General features: G+C 72.2%; 7 protein-coding genes. All 7 read left to right on the top strand.

The genetic code is table 11. From position 1 onward, the window contains the following. Window positions 1–1,574 (top strand): KS-MAT linker domain-containing protein (locus ACTWQJ_RS20795; RefSeq protein ID WP_443308124.1); only part of this gene is annotated, 1,574 nt, incomplete at its 5' end. Window positions 1,575–1,588: 14 nt separating this feature from the next. Next, window positions 1,589–10,615 (top strand): amino acid adenylation domain-containing protein, encoded by a 9,027-nt coding sequence (locus ACTWQJ_RS20790; RefSeq protein WP_443308123.1) that lies wholly within the window; start codon window positions 1,589–1,591, stop codon window positions 10,613–10,615. Beyond that, window positions 10,615–12,294: a cytochrome P450 gene (locus tag ACTWQJ_RS20785; RefSeq protein ID WP_443308122.1), complete on the top strand. Its 1,680-nt coding sequence runs from the start codon at window positions 10,615–10,617 to the stop codon at window positions 12,292–12,294. Before ACTWQJ_RS20790 ends, ACTWQJ_RS20785 begins: the two co-directional genes overlap by 1 nt. Before the next feature lie 257 nt (window positions 12,295–12,551). Beyond that, entirely contained in the window at window positions 12,552–13,298 is a 747-nt protein-coding gene (locus ACTWQJ_RS20780) for an SDR family NAD(P)-dependent oxidoreductase (RefSeq protein ID WP_443308121.1), read from the top strand. 58 nt (window positions 13,299–13,356) lie between these two features. Continuing rightward, window positions 13,357–14,460, top strand: coding sequence for an SIS domain-containing protein (locus ACTWQJ_RS20775; RefSeq protein WP_443308120.1), 1,104 nt, complete (start codon window positions 13,357–13,359; stop codon window positions 14,458–14,460). Window positions 14,461–14,526: 66 nt separating this feature from the next. After that, window positions 14,527–18,594 (top strand): SDR family NAD(P)-dependent oxidoreductase, encoded by a 4,068-nt coding sequence (locus tag ACTWQJ_RS20770; protein ID WP_443308119.1) that lies wholly within the window; start codon window positions 14,527–14,529, stop codon window positions 18,592–18,594. Window positions 18,595–18,645: 51 nt separating this feature from the next. Next, on the top strand, window positions 18,646–21,687 hold a 3,042-nt coding region (locus ACTWQJ_RS20765; RefSeq protein ID WP_443308125.1), incomplete at its 3' end, for a beta-ketoacyl synthase N-terminal-like domain-containing protein.

The raw sequence follows: 21,687 nt of genomic DNA, 5'->3' as shown, positions 1-21,687 counted from the left end.
TGCAGCTGCTCGGCACCCACCCGGGCGCGCGCAGCTTCCGCGACGGCGACGGCTACCTGCCCGCCGAGGCGGTCGGCGCCGTACTGCTCAAGCCGCTGGACGCGGCGCTGCGCGACGGCGACACCGTCCTCGCGGTCCTCAAGAGCACGTCCTCGCTGCACGGAGGCCGCTCCAACGGCTTCATGACGCCCAGCCACCGCACCCAGGTCGCGACCATGCGCCGGGCGCTGGAGCGGGCCGGTGCCGAACCCGGCTCCATCGGCTACGTCGAGTCCGCCGCCAACGGTTCCGCGTTCTCCGACGAGGTCGAACTGCGCGCCCTGCGCGAGGTGTTCGCCGGTGTCACCACCCCGGTGCCGGTCGGCGCCGTGAAGTCGAACCTCGGGCACCCCGAGGCGGCCTCCGGCATCGCCCAGCTCACCAAGGTCGTCCTGCAGCTCCAGCACGGCCAGATCGCACCGCTCGTCGGCGCCGGCACCGCCAACCCCCGCCTGGACCTGGACGGTTCGCCGCTCGAACTGTGCGACCGGCTGACCGACTGGGAGCCGCGCGGCGGCACGGACACCGGCGGCCCGTCCCAGCCCCGCCGCGCCCTCATCAACTGCGTCGCGGCGGGCGGCTCTCACGTCAGCATGGTCGTGGAGGCGCCGCCGGCCGCCGCCGAGGTCCGGACCGTCACCCCGGACACCGCGCCGCAGATCGTCGTGGTCTCCGCCCGGACCGAGGAACGCCTGTACACGGCGGTACTGCGCCTGCTCGACCACCTGGCGGACCTGCCCGACGAGGACGCCGCCGACTCCACCGTGAGCCTCGCGGACATCGCGTACACCACGCAGCTGGGCCGCGAGCCGCTGCCCGAGCGGCTCGCCGTGGTCGCCGCCGACCGTGCCGAACTGGCCCAGGCGCTCGCCGAACACGTGGCCGACGGGCCCACGACCGTACCTGTCTACCGGGGCAACGCCGACGACGACCCCGGACCCTGGACCTCCGCCCTGTCCGGCGCCCGGGGCGAGGCCTTCCTCACCGAGCTCGCCAAGGACCGGGCCCTGGAGGAACTGGCCGCCCTGTGGGTGAGCGGGGCCCGGGTGCCCTGGAGCGCGCTGCACACCGGGCGGCGCCGGATGGTGCCCCTGCCGGCCACCGCGTTCGAGGCGGGCAGCTACTGGGTCGGACGCGCCCCGCAGGCGGCCGTACCGACGACGACGGCACAGGACGCCGTGCCGCCCGCCGGCGCTGTCACCGACGCCGAACAGGCCATGGCGCAGGCCTGGGCCGACGTCCTCCAGGTCGACGCGGCCACGCTGACCGCACGGACCGACTTCTTCTCGCTCGGCGGCAACTCGCTGCTGGCCACCCGGCTGATCAACCTGCTCAAGGAGCGGGCGGGCGTCGAGCTGCCGACCGAAGCGGTCTTCAACGCACCGCGCCTTTCCGACATGGCCCGAGAACTGCGCGCACGCCTCCCCATGGCCGGGGACGCGAGCACGCCCGAGCTGGATCTGATCCTCGAAAGCATCGCCCTGGTCGAGCACATGAGCGACGAGGAGCTGGACGCGCTGGACATCGAGAGCTGAGGCAGGGGACGACGATGGGCACCACCAGTCAGGACACCGGTCTTGACCTCATCCGGAGGATCCGCTCCCTGCCGGAAAAGCGGCAGCGCGCCCTGATCGCGCTGCTGCGCACACAGGGCGTCGACCTCTCCGCGCTCGAAACCATCCCCCGGCTGTCCCGGACCGACGGCACACCGGTGCCGCTGTCCTTCACCCAGCAGCGGCTGTGGTTCCTCGCCCAGCTGGACGGCACCAGCGCCGCCTACAACATCCCGATGGCGATGAGGCTGCGCGGCCGCCTCGACCGCCCCGCGCTGCTGCGCGCCCTGGAGGCGGTCGTCCAGCGGCACGAGGTGCTGCGCACCCGGTTCGCCGACGACGGCGGCGTACCGTGCCAGGTCATCGGCGACGGCAGTGACTTCACGGTCGCCGAGGAGGAGCTGACCGACCCGGCGCGGCTCGCCGCGATCTGCCGCGACGAGGCCGCCGCCCCGTTCGACCTGGAGCGCGGGCCCCTGATCCGGGTACGGCTGCTGCGGCAGTCGGAGCAGGAGCACCACCTGCTCGTCACCACGCACCACAGCGTGTCCGACGGCTGGTCGGTCGGCGTGTTCTTCCGCGACCTGGTCGCCCTGTACGAGGCGTTCGGCGCGGGCCGCCCCGACCCGCTGGAGCCGCTGCCCGTGCAGTACGCGGACTACGCGCACTGGCAGCGCGAGCGGCTCGCCGGTGACCTGCACGACCGTCAGACGGACTACTGGAAGCGGCAGCTGGCCGGGATCGACCCGCGGCTGACGCTGCCGGCCGACCGGGAGCGCCCGCGCCTGAAGACGTACGCGGGGGCCCGTGAGAGCTTCACCTGCCCGGCCGACCTGCTGGGCTCCCTGCGCGAGGTGGCCAAGATCCACGACGCCACGCTCTACATGACCCTGCTCGCGGCCTACATGGCCGTCCTCAGCCGGTACACCCGCCAGACGGACATCGCCGTCGGCACGGTCGTCGCGAACCGCGGCCGGCGCGAGGTCGAGGATCTGGTCGGCTTCTTCGCCAACACCTTGGTGATGCGCGCCGACCTCGCGGACGACCCGGACTTCCGCGACCTGCTGGCCCGGGTGAAGAAGACGGCGCTGGAGGCGTACGACCACCAGGACGTGCCGTTCGAGGCGGTGGTGGACGCCCTCGGTACCGAGCGCAGCCTCGCCCACTCGCCCGTCTTCCAGACGCTGTTCGTCCTCCAGGAGGCGCAGACCCGCCGGGACGTCACCCTCGGCGACCTGGCCGTCTCCCCGGTCGACATCGACCTCAGCTTCACCAAGTTCGACCTGACCGTCGACGTGCGGGAGACCCCCGACGGGCTGGTCGGCACCGTCGAGTACAACACCGACCTGTACGACCGCGACACCGTCCGGCGCTTCATCGGCCACTACACACAGCTGCTCGCCGCCGTCGCCGACGACCCGGCGCTGCCCGTGTCCCGGCTCGCCATGGTCGGCGCCGAGGAGCGCCGCCAGGTGGTCGAGGGGTTCAACGACACTCGGCGGCCCTTCACCGACGACCGCTGCCTGCACGAGCTGTTCGAGGACCGGGTGGCCCGGCACCCCGAGCACACCGCCCTGGTCACCACCGACCGCTCCTGGACGTACGCCGAGCTCAACGCCTGGGCCAACCGCATCGCCCACGGCCTGCGCCGGCACGGCGTCGGACCGGACACGCTGGTCGGCCTGCACGCCGAGCGCTCCGCCGAGATGGTCGCCGGCATCCTGGGCGCCCTGAAGGCCGGCGGCGCCTACATGCCGATCGAGCCGTCCTACCCCGAGGCCCGCCGCGCCGACATCGTCGAGCGCTCCGGCGCCGACGTGATCCTCACCCAGCCGCACCTGGACGCCGAGCCGCTGCACGGCGCCGCCCACCTGCTCGCCCTGCACCCCGACGGCACCCTGCGCGACCAGGACGGCAAGGACGTCTCCGGCGACCGGGACGACAACCTTCCCGCCGCCGAACTCGGCCTGGACGCAGGTCACTTGGCGTACGTCATCCACACCTCCGGCTCCACCGGCCGGCCCAAGGGCGTGATGATCGAGCACCGGGCCGCGGTGAACCGCATCGAGTGGATGCAGAACGAGTACCGGCTCACCGGTGACGACGTCGTCCTGCAGAAGACCCCCTACAGCTTCGACGTGTCCGTCTGGGAGTTCTTCTGGCCGCTGCTCTTCGGCGCCCGCCTTGCCGTCGCCGCACCCGGCGGCCACCGCGACCCGGCCTACCTGGTCTCCGCCGTCCGCGCGTTCGGCGTGACCACCCTGCACTTCGTGCCGTCCATGCTGCGCAGCGTCGTCGAGGAGCCCGGCTGGGCGCGGTGCACGACCGTGCGGCAGGTCTTCTGCAGCGGCGAAGCCCTGCCCCCGGACCTGTGCGCCCGCCACTACGAGCGCCACCCGGCGCCGCTGCACAACCTCTACGGCCCCACCGAGGCCGCCGTCGACGTCAGCCACTGGACCGTCCCCGCCGGACCGGCGCCCCGCGTCGTGCCCATCGGCCGGCCCATCCAGAACATCCAGCTGCACGTGCTCGACGAGGCCCTCGCACCGCAGGGCATCGGCTGCGTCGGCGAGCTGTACATCGCCGGCGCCGGACTGGCCCGCGGCTATCTGCACCAGCCCGAGCTGACCCGCGAACGATTCGTGCCCAACCCGTTCGACGCTTCCCCCGACGCCCGCATGTACCGCACCGGCGACCTGGTGCGCCGACTGCCCGATGGCGACCTGGAGTTCCTCGGACGCGCCGACGACCAGGTCAAGCTGCGCGGCTTCCGCATCGAGCCCGGCGAGATCGAGCACCGCCTCGCCGAGCACCCCGCCGTCCGCTCCGCCGCGGTCCTGGTCCGCGAGGACCAGCCGGGCAGCCCCCGCCTGGTCGCCTACCTCGTCCTCGAACCCGGACAGGCCCTCGACGGCCACCGCACCGACCTGATCCGGCACCTTGAGGGCACCCTGCCCGAGTACATGGTCCCGAGCGCGTTCGTCGCACTCGACGCCCTGCCCGTGACCGCGCACGGCAAGCTCGACCGCCGCGCCCTGCCCGCCCCCGGCATCGAGGCGTTCACACAGCGCGCCTACGTCGCCCCCGCGACCGGCACCGAGCGGACACTGGCCGAGATCTGCGCCGGACTGCTCGGCTTCGACGCCGGCCGGATCAGCGCCGAGGACAACTTCTTCGCCCTCGGCGGCCATTCCCTGATGATCACGGTGCTGGTGGCGCGGCTGAAGGACAGCGGTCTGCACGTCACCGTCCAGGACGTCTTCACCGCGCCCACGCTGGCCGATCTGGCGGCGCGCATCGACGCGACCGGGGCGGCGCCCGCGCACACCGTCCCGGCCAACCGGATCCCGGAGGGCTGCGAGCGCCTCACCCCCGACCTGCTTCCGCTGATCGACCTGACACAGGAGCAGATCGACACCGTCGTGGCCGCCGTGCCCGGCGGGGCGGCCGGCATCCAGGACATCTACCCCCTGCTGCCCACGCAGGAGGGCATCCTTTTCCACCACCTGATGGACCCGGACAACGACCCGTATCTCGTCTCCACCCTCTACCGGGCCGACGACGAGCAGGCGTGTGCCCGGTTCATCGACGCGCTGCAGCGCATCGTCGACCGTCACGACGTGATGCGCACCGCCGTTCTCACCGCCGGCCTGCCCGAACCGGTCCAGGTCGTGCACCGGGCCGCGCGGCTCCCCGTGGAGCGGACCAGGCTCGCCGTCGGCCGAGACCCCGAGGAGCAGGCGAGGGAACTGCTCGCGCGCCAGGAACGGATGCGCCTCGACAGCGCGCCGCTGCTGCGCCTGGTCGTCGCCGAGGAGCCGCACTCGCAGCGGCGCTACCTGCTCCTGACCGCCCACCATCTCATCGAGGACGCCACCTCCCTGCGACTGATCCTGCAGGAGCTGGCCGTGCACATGGCGGGCCGCGTCGACCTGCTGTCCACCCCGGCGCCCTACCGCGACTTCGTCTCCCACACCTTGGCCAGGCACACCGCGGACGACACAGTGGCCTACTTCCGGGCAGCCCTCGAGGACGTCACGGAACCCACGGCGCCGTTCGGCCTCACCGACGTGCACGGCAACGGCCGGCGGGTCGGCCGGCTGCGCCGAGCGCTGCCCGAGCCCCTCGCACGCGACCTGCGCGCCCAGGCCCAGCGTCTGCAACTGAGCCCGGCCTGTCTCTTCCACGCGGCGTGGGCCTGCTTCGTCGCTGCCACCAGCGGGCGCGACGACGTGGTGTTCGGCGCCGTGATGTCCGGGCGCCTGCAGGGCGTGCCCGGGGTGGAGCGCATGCTCGGCAACTTCATCAACACGCTTCCCCTGCGCACCCGGCTCGCCGGCCGGACCGTGAGTGAGCTGATCGCGGACGTCGACACCGGGCTGCGGGAGTTGATCGCACGGGAGCAGAGCCCCCTGAGCCTGGTCCAGCGGTGCAGCGGCCTGGACGGCGACGCCCCACTGTTCAGCGCTGTGGTCAACTTTCGTCACTTCGAGGCGGAGCACGACGAGGCGCTGCCGCGCATCGACGACCACGGGGTGCGCTTCCTCGCGGCCGTGGACGCCATCAACTACCCCGTGACGGTGTCGCTCGACGACTTCGGCACCGAGCTGTCCCTGGACATCCAGGTCGAGGAGACGGTCACCTGCGAGGCGGTGGCCGACTGTCTCGAAACCGCGTTGGCGGGCCTTGTCGATGCCCTCGCCACGGACGACGGGACCGGTACCACCGCGCTGGACGTCAATGTCCTGCCGGCGGGCGACCGGCAGCGCCTGGCCGAGTGGAACGACACCGCGACACCCCTCCCGCACGAGACGCTGCCTGCCGCGTTCGAGGCGCAGGTCGCACGTACTCCGGACCGCACCGCGCTGGTCTTCGAGGGCCGCACCCTGTCGTACGCGGAACTGAACGCCCGTGCCAACCGGCTCGCGCACTGGCTGATCGAGCGGGGCGCCGGGCCCGGGCAGCGGGTCGCGATCCGGATGCCGCGCTCGTTCGACCTGGTGGTCGCCGTCTACGCCGTGGTGAAGACCGGAGCGGCGTACCTCCCCATGGAGACCGACCTCCCGGACGAGCGCGTGGAGCAGGTGCTCGCCGACAGTGTGCCGCTGCTCGTCCTGGAGGAGCTGCCGGACACCACCGGCGGCCGGGACGACAACCCCCGGGTCCAGGTGGCCAGGGACGACGCCGCGTACATGCTCTACACCTCGGGTTCCACGGGCAGGCCGAAGGGCGTGGTGATCCCCCATCGTGCGGGCCTGAACTGGACCGCGTGGAAGCAGAGTCACTACGGCATGAGCGGCGAGGACCGGATGCTGCTGAAGACGTCGGTGGGGTTCGACGTCTCGGTGCCCGAGCTGTTCTGGCCGCTCCAGGTCGGCGCGGCCGTGGTGATCGCCCGTCCTGACGGACAGAAGGATCCGGAGTATCTCGCACGGTTGATCCGCGACGAGCGGGTCACCGACTTGCACTTCGTCCCGTCCATGCTGGCCGAGTTCCTGTCGGAACCGGCCGCGGAACTGTGCACCGGCCTGCGCCGCGTCGAGACCGCGGGCGAGGCGCTCCCGGTCGAGCTCGCCGAACGGTTCGCACGCGTGCTGCCGGACACCGAACTGCACAACCTGTACGGGCCCACCGAGGGCGGTGCCACCACCGCCTGCCTCTACCGGGCCGAGCCCGGAGCGACAGCCGTGCCCATCGGCCCTCCGGTGTGGAACACCCGGGTGTACGTGCTGGACCAGGCGCTGCGACAAGTACCGCTCGGAGTGCCGGGAGAGCTGTACGCCTCCGGTGACGGCATGGCCTGTGGCTATCTGAACCGGCCGGAGCTGACCGCCGAGCGGTTCGTGGCCAATCCGTTCGACCCCGGAACACGCATGTACCGCACCGGTGACCTGGTGAGATGGCGTGCGGAGGGCACGCTCGACTACCTCGGCCGTGTCGACGACCAGATCAAGGTGCGCGGCTTCCGCGTAGAACCCGGCGAAGTCGCGAACGTGCTGCTCAAGCACCCCTCGGTGCACCGTGCCGTGGTCGTTCCGCAGGGGAGCGGCGCCGCCCGCACGCTCGCCGCCTACGTGAGCCCGACTCCCCAGTGGCTGCACAGCGCTGCCCAGGAGGAGAACGCCGCCCACCTCGAACAGTGGCGGCAGCACTCCGACGACCGGTATGCGCTCGGCACCGGATCCGCCGACCAGGAACCCGTCGAGGCCGCGGCCCGGCAGCTGAAGCGCATACACCCGAAGCGGGTGCTGGAGATCGGCTGCGGCGGGGGAGAGCTGCTCCTGCGCTACGCCGCGGACTGCGCTTCGGTGCACGCGCTCGACCCGTCGGCCACGGCTCTCGACGCGGCACGCCGCAGCGTGGCACGCCGCGGATGGTCGCACGTCACCCTGACCCAGGGGGACGCACTGTCCGTGGCGGAGCTGCCCGGCGAGAAGTTCGACACGATCGTGCTCAACTCGGTGGTGCGGCACTTCCCGAACGAGAAGTACCTGGAAGAGGTACTCGACCTCCTGGTCCCGCTCCTGGAGGACGGCGGCAGCATCCTCGTCGGCGACGTCCGGAACCTGGATCTGTTCACCGCCCAGCTCTGCGCGGCCGAGCGGGATCGTACGGAGCCCGGCGGCACCCTCGACGCGCTGGCCACCCAGGTGCGGCGCAGCCGGCGCCAGGAGCGGGAACTGCTCGTCAGCCCGACGTACTTCGCGCGGCTGCCGGAGCGCCTCCCCGAGCTGGGGGCGGTCGACCTCATCGTCAGGCGGGGCGAGGGAAACAGTGAGGCACTCGCCTACCGCTACGACGTGATCCTGCGCAAGGGCGTCGCGCCGGCCGCCGCCCTGCCGTGGCTGGAGGCCGCCTCCCCGGCGGAGCTGCGCGCCCTCCTGGACGGCGAGGTCCCCGACCGGTTCGGGGTGAGAGGCTTGACGAACCCCCGCGTCACCGACGCCGTGCGCCTCGGCGCGGAGCTCGGGCGCAGGCCGCATCCCCGAGCGGCTGAACCGCTCGCGCCCCGATCGCGGACCGCGGACGAGGTCCGGGAGCTCGAAGCCGTTCTCCGGCACGCCGAGGAGCTCGGCTTCCAGGTGGCGGCCACCTGGTCGCAGGACCGGCTCGACGGCCTCGACCTGGTGCTCGGCCGGGGTGAACTGCCCCGCGTACGGGCGCGTGAGCCCTATCGGGCACCCGCCGCGACCAACCATCCGCAGCTGGGCCGCAGGGGGCCGTCGCTGGCCCGCGCCCTCAAGGAGCACCTCTCCGCGCAACTGCCGCACTACATGGTGCCCGGCGTGTTCGTGGTCCTCGACGAACTGCCGGTCACGCCGAACGGCAAAGTCGACAAGCGGGCCCTGCCGGCCCCGGACGAGGCCGACGTGACCAAGGAGCGGTACGTCGCCCCGCGGACCGAGGCACAGCGCGCACTGTGCCGGATCGTCGCCGACGTCCTCGGTCTCACCCAGGTCGGACTCCAGGACAACTTCTTCGATCTCGGCGGACACTCCTTGCTCGCGACCCGGCTCACCCTGCGGATCAAGAAGGAGACCGGCACCGAGCTGCCGCTCCAGCTGATCTTCAGCGGGGCCACCATCGAAGAGATGTCCGCCGTCCTGGAGCAGCCGGCGGAGCAGGAGAGCGGACCGTCGGTCCCGGCCGACCGGGCAGAGGCCGACGAGGCCGGGGAGCGGGGTCCGGCACCCATCACGCTCCAGCAGCGCGACCTGTGGTTCCTCAACCGGCCCGCACACCTGGGAACGGCGCACGACAACGTCCAACTGGCGTTCCGGATCAACGGCTCCCTGGATCGAGAGGCCTACGCGCGCGCCGTGGGGGCGCTGGTGGAACGGCATGCGGTCCTGCGCACCAGCTATGCCCGGCACGACGGCACCGTGACCCAGAGCGTCCATCCCGCCGACGACTTCGCGGTACGGCCGGCGGCCGTCGACGAGGAGGCGGTTACGGAGTGGCTGCGCGCCGAACGGCTGCGCCCCTTCGCGCCGGAGGACCGGTACGCGATCCGCGCACACCTGCTCACCGTGTCCGACGATCAGCACATCGGGGTGCTGACCCGGCCCTGGGGCGTCTTCGACGGCTGGTCCGTGAACGTCGTGCTGGCGGAGCTGCTCGAGCTGTACCGCGCGCTCAGCCTGGGGAAGGCACCGGAGCTGCCCGAACTGCCGCTGTCGTACGCCGAGTTCGCCCGCTGGCAGGCGCATACGACCGACGCCGCGGAGCTCTCCCGCCAAGAGAGCTACTGGCGGCGGCAACTGGCCGGGCTGCCGACCTGTCTGCCGCTGCGCACCGACTACGAGCGATGCCCGGTCAAGACGTACCAGGGCTCGTCGGTGGATCTCCAGATCTCCGCCGAACTGCTGGAACGTCTGCGCCGGTTGAGCCAGGAGCAGGGGGCCACGCTCTACATGACCCTGCTGTCGGCCTTCGCCGTTCTGCTGGGCGGTCACATGGACGGCAGCGAACTGGCCGTCGGCACCGCGGTGTCGAACCGGCCGCGGAGCGAACTGGAGCGCGTGGTCGGCTACTTCGTCAATCTGGTGACGCTCCGTCTCGACGTGCCCGCAGACCGTTCCTTCCCCGACGTCCTGGCGCAGACCAGGCGCGTCACCACTGAGGCGCACGAACACAAGGACCTGCCGTTCCCCGACCTCGTCCGGGCCCTGGTGCCCACTCCCGAGCCGGGCTGCTCCCCGCTGTTCCAGGTGATGTTCAACCTGCTTCCCGCTGCCGCCCCCACCGGGGCCGACGGTGACGGAACGGACCTTCAGGTGCTGCCCATCCGTCCCGCGACGACGACCACGAAGTACGACCTCAACCTCGTCGCGGAGGAAACGGCGTCGGGGCTGCGGGGCTACCTGGAGTTCAGCGCCGACCTCTTTTCCCTGCGGACCGCCGAGCGCATGGCCCGCACCTACGAGCGGTTGCTGGCGGAGATCGTGGCGTCCCCGCAATCGGACGTGGCCCACCTGCGCGCCGCCACGGCGGCGACGCCGGACTCACCAAGGACGCCTTGATGACCAATCCCTTCGACAGACCGGACACCGACTACCTCGTCCTCGTCGACGACCGGCGGCAGCACTCGCTGTGGCCGTCGGCCGTCGATGTCCCGGCCGGCTGGACCGTGGCCTTCGGACCCGCAGGGCGGCCGGACTGCCTGGAGTTCACCGCAGCGGCCTGGACGGATCCGCGTCCGGCGAGCGCATGCCCGGTCGAGCAGCGGACGGTACGGCCGGCACCCGCATCACCCGACGCGTCAGGCCTGCAGGACGCGGCCCGGCACGGAAGCAGCAGAAGGAGAGACAGCATCATGACCGCGAGCACTTCGACGGTTTCGGCGCCTCCCACCATGGCGGGGCACCCGCTGTTCGGGTCGCTGATGGACCTCCAGCGGGACACGCTGGGCACCTACCGTAAGGCGCTGCGCGACCACGGTGACGTGGTCCGGTTCACGGTGGGTCCGCCGGGAATGCGGGCGGAGTTCTACGGTGTGTTCTCGGCGGACGGCGCTCAGCAGGTGTTGGCGTCCTCGGCGCAGACGTTCACCAAGGAGAACCGGTTCCTCGGGGAGCTGCGGCAGTCGTTCGGCAACGGGCTGCTCACCAGCATGGGGGACGAGTACCTGCGCCAGCGCCGCATGCTCCAGTCGTTGTTCACGCCTCGTCAGGTGAACAACTACGGCTCGGAGATCACCCAGGAGACCGGCAGCCTCGTCGAGCGGTGGCGGACCGCACCGGACGCGACCGTCGACGTGGCGGAGGAGATGACGGGGCACACGCTGCGGACGATATCCCGCATCCTCTTCGGCCGGAAGAACGACGTGGACGCGATGGTTCCCACGGTTCAGCGCAACTTCCCGCTGATCAACGCCTATGCGGTCAAGCGGGCCTTCGCCCCGGTTAACCTGTCCCGGAAGGTGCCCACGCCGGGCAATCTGCGCGCCGCCAAGGCGCACCGTGAGCTGTACGAGGTGTGTGACGAGATCATCTCGACCCGCCGGGCCGAGGAGTCGACCGCCCCGACCGGCCGGAACGACATGCTCAGCCTGCTGGCGCGGGCGCACGACGACGACGGCAACCCGATCAGTGCGGAGGAGACCCGGAACCAGGTCCTCGTCTTCCTCGTCACCGGTCATGAGTCCACCGCCACCACACTGGGCCTCACCCTGCATCTCCTCGCCTGTCACCCCGAGGTGCAGGCCCGCGCCCACCAGGAGGTCGACAGCGTCCTGAGCGGTCGTGAGCCCGTCGCCGAGGACCTGGAGAAGCTTCCCTATTTGACGCAGGTGCTCAAGGAGACGCTCCGCCTCTACCCCGCCGCGCCGGCCCAGGGCCGCATCGCCACCGAGGACGTGCAGGTCGGCTCGTACACCATTCCGGCCGGCGCCGATGTGGTGGTCAGCTCCGGCGTCGTCCAGCGCCGTCCCGATATCTGGGAGGACCCCGACGCGTTCGACCCGGACAGGTTCCTGCCGGAGCACGAGGCCGCGCGCCCGCGCTACGCGTGGTTCCCGTTCGGCGGTGGGCCAAGGGCGTGCATCGGCCAGCACCTGGCGATGCTGAACGCCACCCTCACGCTGAGCGTGCTGCTCCAGAACTACTCGTTCACCGCTGTCGACACCGACATTCCGCTGAACACCGGAATCACCCTGCGACCCACCGGCCAGGTCCGCTGCAGGCTGACGCCGCGAACCTGACCGCACGGGCGGCCCTCATTTTCCGGATGATGTGCCGCCCTGTGAAATCGGTCTTGCTGGAGCGAATGCAATCGAGCTAGGCTGAGCGAGATCTCCGAAATGGGCGCCGCATTTTCTGCAGGCAGCCTCCGCCGGTCCACTGGTGTCCGGCCGGTATTCCTACCCCTGGCAACATCCCACGGCTGAGTCTTCCTGGGCTCGTTGCAGGATCAGATGAGTTTCTTCTTCCGGCGAGTCCGTCGATGCGTACAGGAGACATGAGGGTGCACAAGGAATTCGCGGTGGTGACCGGCGGTACCAAAGGTATCGGGCTCGGACTGAGTGGGCGCCTGGTGTCGTTGGGGTACCGGGTCGTGGCGCTCTACCGGGGCGACAAGGAGTCCGCCGCCGCGGCCGAGCGCGAGTTCGGCGACTCCTTCCGGGCCCTGCAGGTCGACCTGGCGGACCCCGACGCGGTGGTCACCGTGGCGGACGAGCTGCTCGCGGAGTACGGGGCGCCGAGGGTGCTGGTCAACAACGCCGGGCGGAACATCGACCGTCCCTTCCTCGACATGTCGTTCGACGACTGGGACCAGGTGATCGCGGCCAACCTGTCCGCGCCGTTCTATCTCACTCGGACGCTCGCGCCGAAGATGCTCGAGGCGGGCGGTGGATCGGTGGTGAACGTCGCGGCCACCACGGGGATCCGCCCGCGGCTCGACGGGTTGAACTACTGCGCCAGCAAGGCGGGGCTCCTGCATTTCACGAAATGCCTTGCGATGGAGCTCGCTCCGACCATTCGCGTCAACTCGCTCATTCCCGGAATGATTGACACCGAGGAGATGCGTACGCGATTCCGGACGGACGAACCGCACTACCGCGACAAGTTGCTCGATGAGATCCCGCAGCGACGCATCGGGGATGTCGACATGATGGCCGACGCGTTGGAATTCCTGATCGGGGAGAAATCATCATACGTCACCGGTCAGAAGTTGATCGTGGACGGCGGGCAGTTCATGTGGTGATCCTCGCGGCGTAAGCGAGAAGGCATCCACTCCCATTTTCCGAGAAGAGGCTGTGTACGTGCGTACTCGAATGGACCGGTACGAGGAATTTCTCTCCAAGAATTACCGGAAGGGCTTCACGAAGTCCGATGAATACTCGCTGGACGAGCTGTCCGACAGCCTGCGAGCCCGTATCGCCGCAGGTCACTTCAAGCGTGTGGTCTTCACCGGCATGGGGTGCTCGGCGATCGTCTCCGATGTCGTCCGCGCCTTCTTCATCTCGACGGGCACCGAGGTGGAGTTCCACGTCTTCAACGACTACGACCACGCGTACCTGCTGCCGTCCTCCGTCATCGACGACGACCGGACCCTGATCATCCTGAGCTCCTACAGCGGCCACTCCCTGGAGCCCGCGCGAGCCTTCCACGCGCTCGCGCACGCCCACGACCGGATGGTCCTGCTCACCTCCGGCGGGCGCCTGGCCGAGCTGGGCCGGGCGGCCGGTGTGTCCACCCTCCGCTGGGAGCTGAGCGAGCCCGACCGCGAGTACCCCCTGTTCCACGTGGGGCAGTACTTCGCCATCCTGCTGGACGTCTTCTTCCGGCTGGGCCTGGTCCCGCAGGACTTCGGCGACGAGGTGCGGGCGCTCCCGGACCATCTGGCCCACGACTTCACCGACGCCCACCGGGAGTTGGCGCGCACGGCGGCCCTGCGGAGCCGGGACGCCAACATCATCATGATCGCCTCGCCGGTGTGGCACGAGAGCCTGCTCAAGCTGGCCAAGATGCACCTCAACGAGATCGCCATGGTGCCGGCCACCCGCAACTACTTCCACGAGTTCTGCCACAGCGAGGTGGCGACTCTGTCGGACCCGACGCGCAAGCACAGCGTGCTGGTCTTCGCCGACGCGGACGACGACGAGTACACGCAGGGGAAGCGGAAGAACCTGACGGGCCTGCTCACGAGCGACCGCCCGGAGAACGGGAACATCGAGGTGATCGAGATACCCATGGCCGAACCCACCTTCATGCGGAAGTACTTCACCGCCCTGGAGTTCGTCCAGCACCTCACGCTGGCTCTCGGCCGCGCACACGAGACGCAGTCGCGCAACCTCATCTCCGAGGCCGCCGGAAACCCCTGGTACCACGGCGACACCATCCTCGCGGAAGCGGCTGCCCGCTAGTTCGTCACAAGCCGGAGCACCGTCTCTTCCCCAAGTGAGCGCAGGAAAATAAGGAGTGTTGGGTCAGTGAACAACCCGGTTCCGGCGGTTGCCGAGACGGATGTCGCGATCATCGGCATGGCCGGGCGTTTCCCCGGCGCCGACGACCTGGACTCCTTCTGGCGCCTGCTGAGCGAGGGCCGCGAGGGCATCACCCGCTTCAGCCGCGAGGAACTGGCGGCGGCGGGGGTGCCCGCCCGGCTGCTGGACGACCCGGACTACGTCCCCGCCCACGGGATCATCCCGGACGTCGACCTGTTCGACACCGGGTACTTCGAGTTCACCCCGGCCGAGGCCGCGATCACCGACCCGCAGCACCGCATCCTGCTGACGGCCGGCCACGCCGCCCTGGAGCACGCCGGCTACGACCCCGCCCGCTACGACGGGCTGATCAGCGTCTACGCCGGCGCGGCCATCAACACCTACCTCCAGCAGCAGGTCCTGCCCCACGTCGACCAGACCACCACCTCCCGCCACTTCGCGGTGATGGTCGGCAACGACAAGGACTTCCTGGCCACCCGGCTGTCGTACAAACTCGACCTCAAAGGCCCCAGCTACGCCGTCCAGACCGCCTGCTCCACCTCCCTCGTCGCCCTCCACCTGGCATGCCAGGGCCTGATCAACGGCGAGTGCGACATGGCGCTGGCCGGCGGTGTCACCGTGAAACTGCCGCAGGCCAAGGGGTACCTGTACGAGGAGGGCGCGATCCTGTCCCGGGACGGGCACGTGCGCACCTTCGACGCGGACGCCAGCGGCACTGTCCTCGGCAACGGCGTCGGTGTCCTGGTCCTCAAGCTCCTGCGGGACGCCATCGCGGACCGGGACACCATCCACGCCGTCATCAAGGGCACGGCCACCAACAACGACGGCTCCGGCAAGGTGAGTTTCGCCGCGCCCGGCGCCGCCGGCCAGACCGCCGTCATCCGCGAGGCGCACACCGTCTCCGGCGTCGACCCCCGCTCCATCGGATACGTCGAGGCACACGGCACCGCCACCCGCCTCGGCGACCCGGTCGAGGTCTCGGCGCTCACCCGGGCGTTCAGGGAGTCCACCGCCGACACGGGGTTCTGCGCCATCGGCTCGGTGAAGTCCAACATCGGCCACCTGGACGCGGCGGCCGGTGTCGCGGGCGTGATCAAGACGGTGCTGATGATGAAGCACCGGACGCTGGTGCCGACCGTCAACCACACCACCCCCAACCCGGCCATCGACTTCGCGGCCGGCCCCTTCAAGGTGAGCACCGACACCGCCCCCTGGACAGGGGAGGGCCCGCTGCGCGCGGGCGTCAGCTCCTTCGGCATCGGCGGCACCAACGCGCACGCGATCCTCCAGGAGGCCCCGCCCGCCCCCGTCACCGGCGACGCACACCGCGCGCAGCAGCTGCTGGTGGTGTCCGCCCGTACCGCGACCGCGCTGGCCACGGCCGCCCGGAACCTGGCCGCCCACCTCGACGGCGACGACCCGGCCGCGCTCGCCGACGTCGCCTACACACTGGCCGTGGGCCGCCGCGCCCACGAGTACCGGCTCGCCGTCACCGGCTCCGACCGCGCCGCCCTCGCCCGGGCGCTGCGGGAGGCCCCGGTCCCCGAGCGGCCCGGGACCGGCGAGGTCTCCTTCGTCTTCGCCGAGGACGTCCCGGACGCGGCGGGCCTGGCCGGCCGGTGGGCCGCCGCCGAGCCCGCCTTCGCCGGGCACCACGAGGCCGCACTCGCCGCGGGCGCCGACCGACTCGGCGAGCGGGGGCGGGCGTTCGCCGTGCAGTACGCGCTCGGCAAGCTGTGGCTCGACTGGGGCCTCACCCCGGTCGCGGTGCACGGCGACGGGCTCGCGGCCCGGGCCGCCGCCTGCGTGACCGGGGCGCTGCGGCTTGAGGACGCGCTGACCGGCGACGGCCCGGTACCGCCCGCCGCCCGCGCGCGCATCCCCGTGCGCGGCGCCCACGACGAGGTCCGCGGTGTCGCCCTCGGCGTGACCGACGGCCCCTGGGACGGCGTGGCCCGCGCTTGGCAGGCCGGCGCCGCCGTCGACTGGGCGGCCTGGTTCGAGGGCGAGGAGCGCGGCCGCGTCCCGCTGCCGACGTACCCCTTCGAGGGCCGCCGCTGCTGGCTGACCGGCCCGGACACCAGCGCACCCGCCGACCGGGTCACCGGTCCCGGCCCGCACCCCATGCTGGACGAGAACGTCTCCACCCTGGACACCCTCGCCTACCGCAGCTCCCGCACCGGCACCGAGTTCTACCTCGCCGACCACCGCGTCGACGCCGAGCCCGTCCTGCCCGCCGCCGGACAGCTGGAACTGGCCCGCGCGGCCGGCGAACTCTCCCTCGGCGGACCGGTCCGGCTGCGCGGAGTCTCCTTCGAGCAGCTGCTCTCCTACGCCACCGGGCCGCGCACCGCGCTGGTCCAGCTGTGGCGCGAGCGCGACACGGTCGGGTTCGAGCTCACCACCGACGAGCGGGTGGTCGCGGCCGGCGAGATCCACCCCGGAGCCGTCGAGCGCCCGGCACCGGCCGACCCGGCCGCCGTCGCCGCCCGCTGCGCCGAGTTGGTCACCCACACCGACTGCTACGACATCCTGCGCGCTCACGGCCTGGACTACGGCCCCCGCATGCGCGCCCTCACCGAGGTCCGGCTCGGCGACGGGGAGGCCCTCGGCACCCTCGAACTGCCCGACGGCGCCTCGCTCGACGGCGTCGTGCTCAACCCCGCCCTCCTGGACGGCGCCCTGCACGCCCTGGTCGTGCTGCTGGCCCGCGCCTACGGCGAGAGGGCCGACGGCTTCCTGCCGCTGGCCCTGGGCGAACTCACCGTGCACGCCCCCGTCACCGGGCCCTGCCACGTCCACGTCACGGCCGGTCGGCTGGGGGAGCGGACCGCGCACGCCGACCTCACCGTCGTGGACACCCACGGCCAGGTCCTGGCCCGCCTGCACGACCTCGCCGTGCGCGTCCTCGGCGAGCCCCGCGAGTCGGCCCTGCTGGTCCGCCGCTGGACCGTCGTGCCCGCCGAGCCCACCGGCGCACCCCTCGGCGACACGGCCGCCGTCGTCACCGCCGACCCGGCGCGCGGCGCACAGCTCGCCGCTCACCTCACCGCCCTGGGCATCGGCACGGTCACCCGCGACCTCGACCCGGCCACCGCGCCCGACGTCGTCCTCGTCGACGAACCGACCCCCGAACAGGCGCTGCACGTCGTCCGCACGCTCCTCGCCGCCCGCCCCACCGCACCCGTGCGCGTCCTGCTGCTGCACCGCCATGACACCGACGGCCAACGCCCCGAACGCGCCGCACTCGCCGCCTTCGCCCGGACCGTCCGCGCGGAGAACCCCCTCCTCGAAGTGCAGGCCGTCGGCCTCGCCGAGGACATGGCCGAGGCCGACGCGCTCGGCGGCGAACTGGCCGGCCACGGCCGCGACCCGGAGGTCGCCCACACCGCACAGGGCCGCCGGATCCCGCAGGCCGAGCCGGCCCCGGCCGCCGGCCCGGCAGCAGTCCGCGACGGCGGCGTGTACGTCGTGACGGGCGGCGCCGGCGGACTGGGCCGCGCCGTCGCCGGCCGGCTGCTCTCCCGGGCCGACGCCCGCGTGGTCCTGCTGGGCCGCAGCGAACGGCCCGCCGACCTGGACGAGCGCCTGGTCTACCGCAGCGTCGACGTGTCCGACCCGGACGCCCTGACCGCCCGACTCGCCTCCATACGCGAGGAGTTCGGGCCGCTCACCGGTGTCGTCCACGCCGCCGGTGTGCTGCGCGACGGCTTCGCCCTGACCAAGTCCGCCGAGGACTTCGCCGCCGTCCTTGCCCCCAAGGCCGCCGGACTGCGCGCCCTGGACGCGGCCACCGCCGACGACCCGCTGGACTTCTTCGTCGCCTTCTCCTCCATCGCCGCCCACATCGGCAACCCCGGCCAGACCGACTACGCGTACGCCAACGCCTACCTGGAGGCCTACGCCGAACGGCACGGCCGGATCACCGCGATCGCCTGGCCGATGTGGGCCGACGGCGGGATGCGCCAGAGCACCGAGGCCGCCGCGGACATCGCCGCCCGCACCGGCTTCGGCGTACTGCCCTCACAGGCCGGCCTCGCCCTGTTCGAGTAGGCCCTAGGCACCCCCGTCGCGCTCGCCGCCGCCTACGGAGACCTCCGCACAATCACCACCGCGCTCACCGCGCCCGTCGCCCGGGCGGCCCGGACCGCCACGGCCACCGCGCCCGCCGAGGGCGGCGGCCCGCGCGACGAGGCCCTGCGGCTGCTGCGCGAGCTGATCGCCGCCGAGACCGGCCTGGATCCGGCCGAACTGGCCGAGGACGCCCCGTTCGACCGGCTCGGCATCGACTCGCTGATGATCGCCAAGCTCAACCGCGAGCTGGACCGGCACTTCGATGCCCTGTCCAAGACCCTGTTCTTCGAATACGCCACCCTGGGCGAACTCGCCGACTACTTCGCCGAGCACCACGCGGCCGAGCTGACCGGCGGCACACCGGCGGCCGCACCGGTCACGCCCATGGCCGAAGGCACCGCCCCGCGCCCGCCGCGGGCCCCGCGCCGTACCGCACGAGCCGGCGTCGCCGAACCCGCCGAGGACGACACCGACGCCATCGCCGTCATCGGCCTGGCCGGCCGCTACCCGGCCGCCGACGACCTCGACGAGCTCTGGACCACCCTGGCCGAGGGCCGCGACGCCATCACCGAGATCCCCGCGGAGCGCTGGGACAGCCGCCGCTGGTACGACCCGGACCCGGCGGCGCCCGGCCTCGCCCACACCCGGTGGGGCGGATTCCTGCGCGACGTCGACCGCTTCGACCCGCTCTTCTTCGGCATCTCCCCGCGCCAGGCCGAACTGATGGACCCCCAGGAGCGCCTGTTCCTGCAGAACGCCTGGCACGTCCTGGAGGACGCCGGCTACCGCCGCTCCGACCTGGCCGGCCGGCCCGTCGGCGTGTACGTCGGCGTGATGTACGGCGAGTACCAGTTCCACGGCGCCCTGGACGCCCTGCGCGGCGGGCGGCCGCTCACCGGCTCGTCCTTCGCCACCATCGCCAACCGGGTCAGCCACGCCCTGGACCTGTCCGGTCCGAGCATGGCGCTGGACACCATGTGCTCCTCCTCGCTCACCGCGATCCACCTGGCCTGCGAGAGCCTGCGCCGGGGCGAGAGCGAACTGGCCATCGCCGGGGGCGTCAACGTTTCCGTCCACCCGTACAAGTTCGCCTTCCTCAGCCAGGGCCGCTTCCTGTCCTCCGACGGCCGCTGCCGGGCCTTCGGCGCGGGCGGCGACGGCTATGTGCCCGGGGAGGGCGTCGGCGCCGTCCTGCTCAAGCCCTACCGCAAGGCGCTGGCCGACGGGGACCGCATCCACGGCCTGATCCTGGGCAGCGCCGTCAACCACGGTGCCCGGACCAACGGATACAGCGTGCCCAACCCGCGCGCCCAGCAGCGCGCGATCACCACCGCGCTGGAACGGGCCGGCGTCACCCCGGAGGACATCGGCTACATCGAGGCGCACGGCACCGGCACCGCCCTGGGCGACCCGATCGAGCTGACCGGCCTCACCCACGCCTACCGGTCCGCCGAGGCCGCGCCCGGCACGTGGCCGATCGGCTCGGTCAAGTCCAACATCGGGCACCTGGAGTCCGCGGCCGGCATCGCCGGACTCACCAAGGTGCTGCTGCAGTTCCGGCACCGCACCCTGGTGCCCTCGCTGCACTCGGCCGAGCTGAACCCCAACATCGACTTCGAGCGTTCCCCGTTCCGCGTCCAGCGTGAGCTGTCCGCCTGGCCTGACGGGGACCGGCCGCGCCGGGCCGGCCTCAGCTCCTTCGGCGCGGGCGGCGCCAACGCGCACCTCGTCCTGGAGGAGTCCCCGAACCCCGACCCGGTCACCGACGTACCGGCGGGCGAGCAGCGCACCGGCGAACCCGTGCTGTTCCTGCTCTCCGCCCGCGACGAGGAACGGCTGCGCGCCTACGCCGAGTCGGCCGCCTGCTTCGTCCGGACCGAGCGCGTGCCGCTCGCCGACCTGTGCTTCACCACCCAGGTGGGCCGCGAGCCCCTCGACGCCCGGCTCGCGGTGGCGGTCACCGACGGCGGCGAACTCGTCGCCGCCCTGCGCCGGTTCGCCGACGGCGGCCCGGCCCCCGACCTCGCCGACGCGGGCCCGCTGGCCGAGCCGGCCCGCCGCTGGCTGGGCGGCGCCGACGTGGACTGGGCGGCCTGGCACGCCGGCCGGCCGGGGCCTGCCCCGCGCCGGGTGCGCGCCCCGCGGTACCCGTTCGCCGCGGAGCGCTACTGGATCCCGCTCGACGCCGACCTGGGCACGGCCGCTCCGCATCCGCTGGTCGACGCCAACGAGTCCACCGTCACCGAGGTCCGCTTCCGCAAGACGCTGCGCGCGCACGACCCGCTGCTGCGCGACCACGTGATCGAGGGCCGGCCGCTGCTCGCGGGCGCGGCGACGCTGGAGTTCGTCCGCGCCGCCGCCGCGCTCGCCGAGCCCGGCACCCGACACGCCCTGCGCGAGGTGGTGTGGGGCCGGGCCGTCGAACTCGCCGACGGTGAACTGGAGTTGTACGTCTCCTTCCGCCCGGACAGCACCGGGCTGGCCTTCGAGGTGTACAGCGGGACCGGTGCCGGCCGCACCACCCACGCCCGCGGCAGTGCCGTCCCGGCCCCCGCCGCCCCTGAGGCCGCCGAGGACCTCGCCGCGCTGCGCGCCCGTCTGTCCGTCGTACGCGACGGACCCACCGCGTACACCGAGTACGCGGCCGCCGGGTTCGCGTACGGCCTCTCCTTCCACGTCATCGACGAGATCCGGGTCGGCCCCGGCGAGGCGCTGGTCCGGCTGGCCCAGGCCGGTACCGCCCCGGGCACCCAGCTGCCCCCGGCGCTCCTCGACGGCGCCCTGCGGGCCTGCCACTGGACCGGCCGGACCACCGCGCCGCGCCCCGGTGAACTCGCCGTCCCCTTCAGCCTCGGCGCCCTGGACTCCTTCGCCCCGCTGCCCGAGGTCTGCCACGCGCACGCCCGGCTGGCCGACGAGTCGGCGGGCGTGCGCCGCTTCGACCTGACCGTGTACGACGACCAGGGCCGCGTGCTTGCCTCCGTACGGGACTTCGCGGGCCGTCTGCCCGGCATTCAGGCAGCCCTCACGGGCCTTGCCGCCAGCGCCCAGGCGGCGCCTGCCGGCCGTACG

This window comes from Streptomyces sp. KR55 (genome assembly GCF_052245645.1).
GTDB lineage: Bacteria > Actinomycetota > Actinomycetes > Streptomycetales > Streptomycetaceae > Streptomyces > Streptomyces flavusporus.
This window is presented reverse-complemented; position numbering and strand designations above follow the sequence as displayed.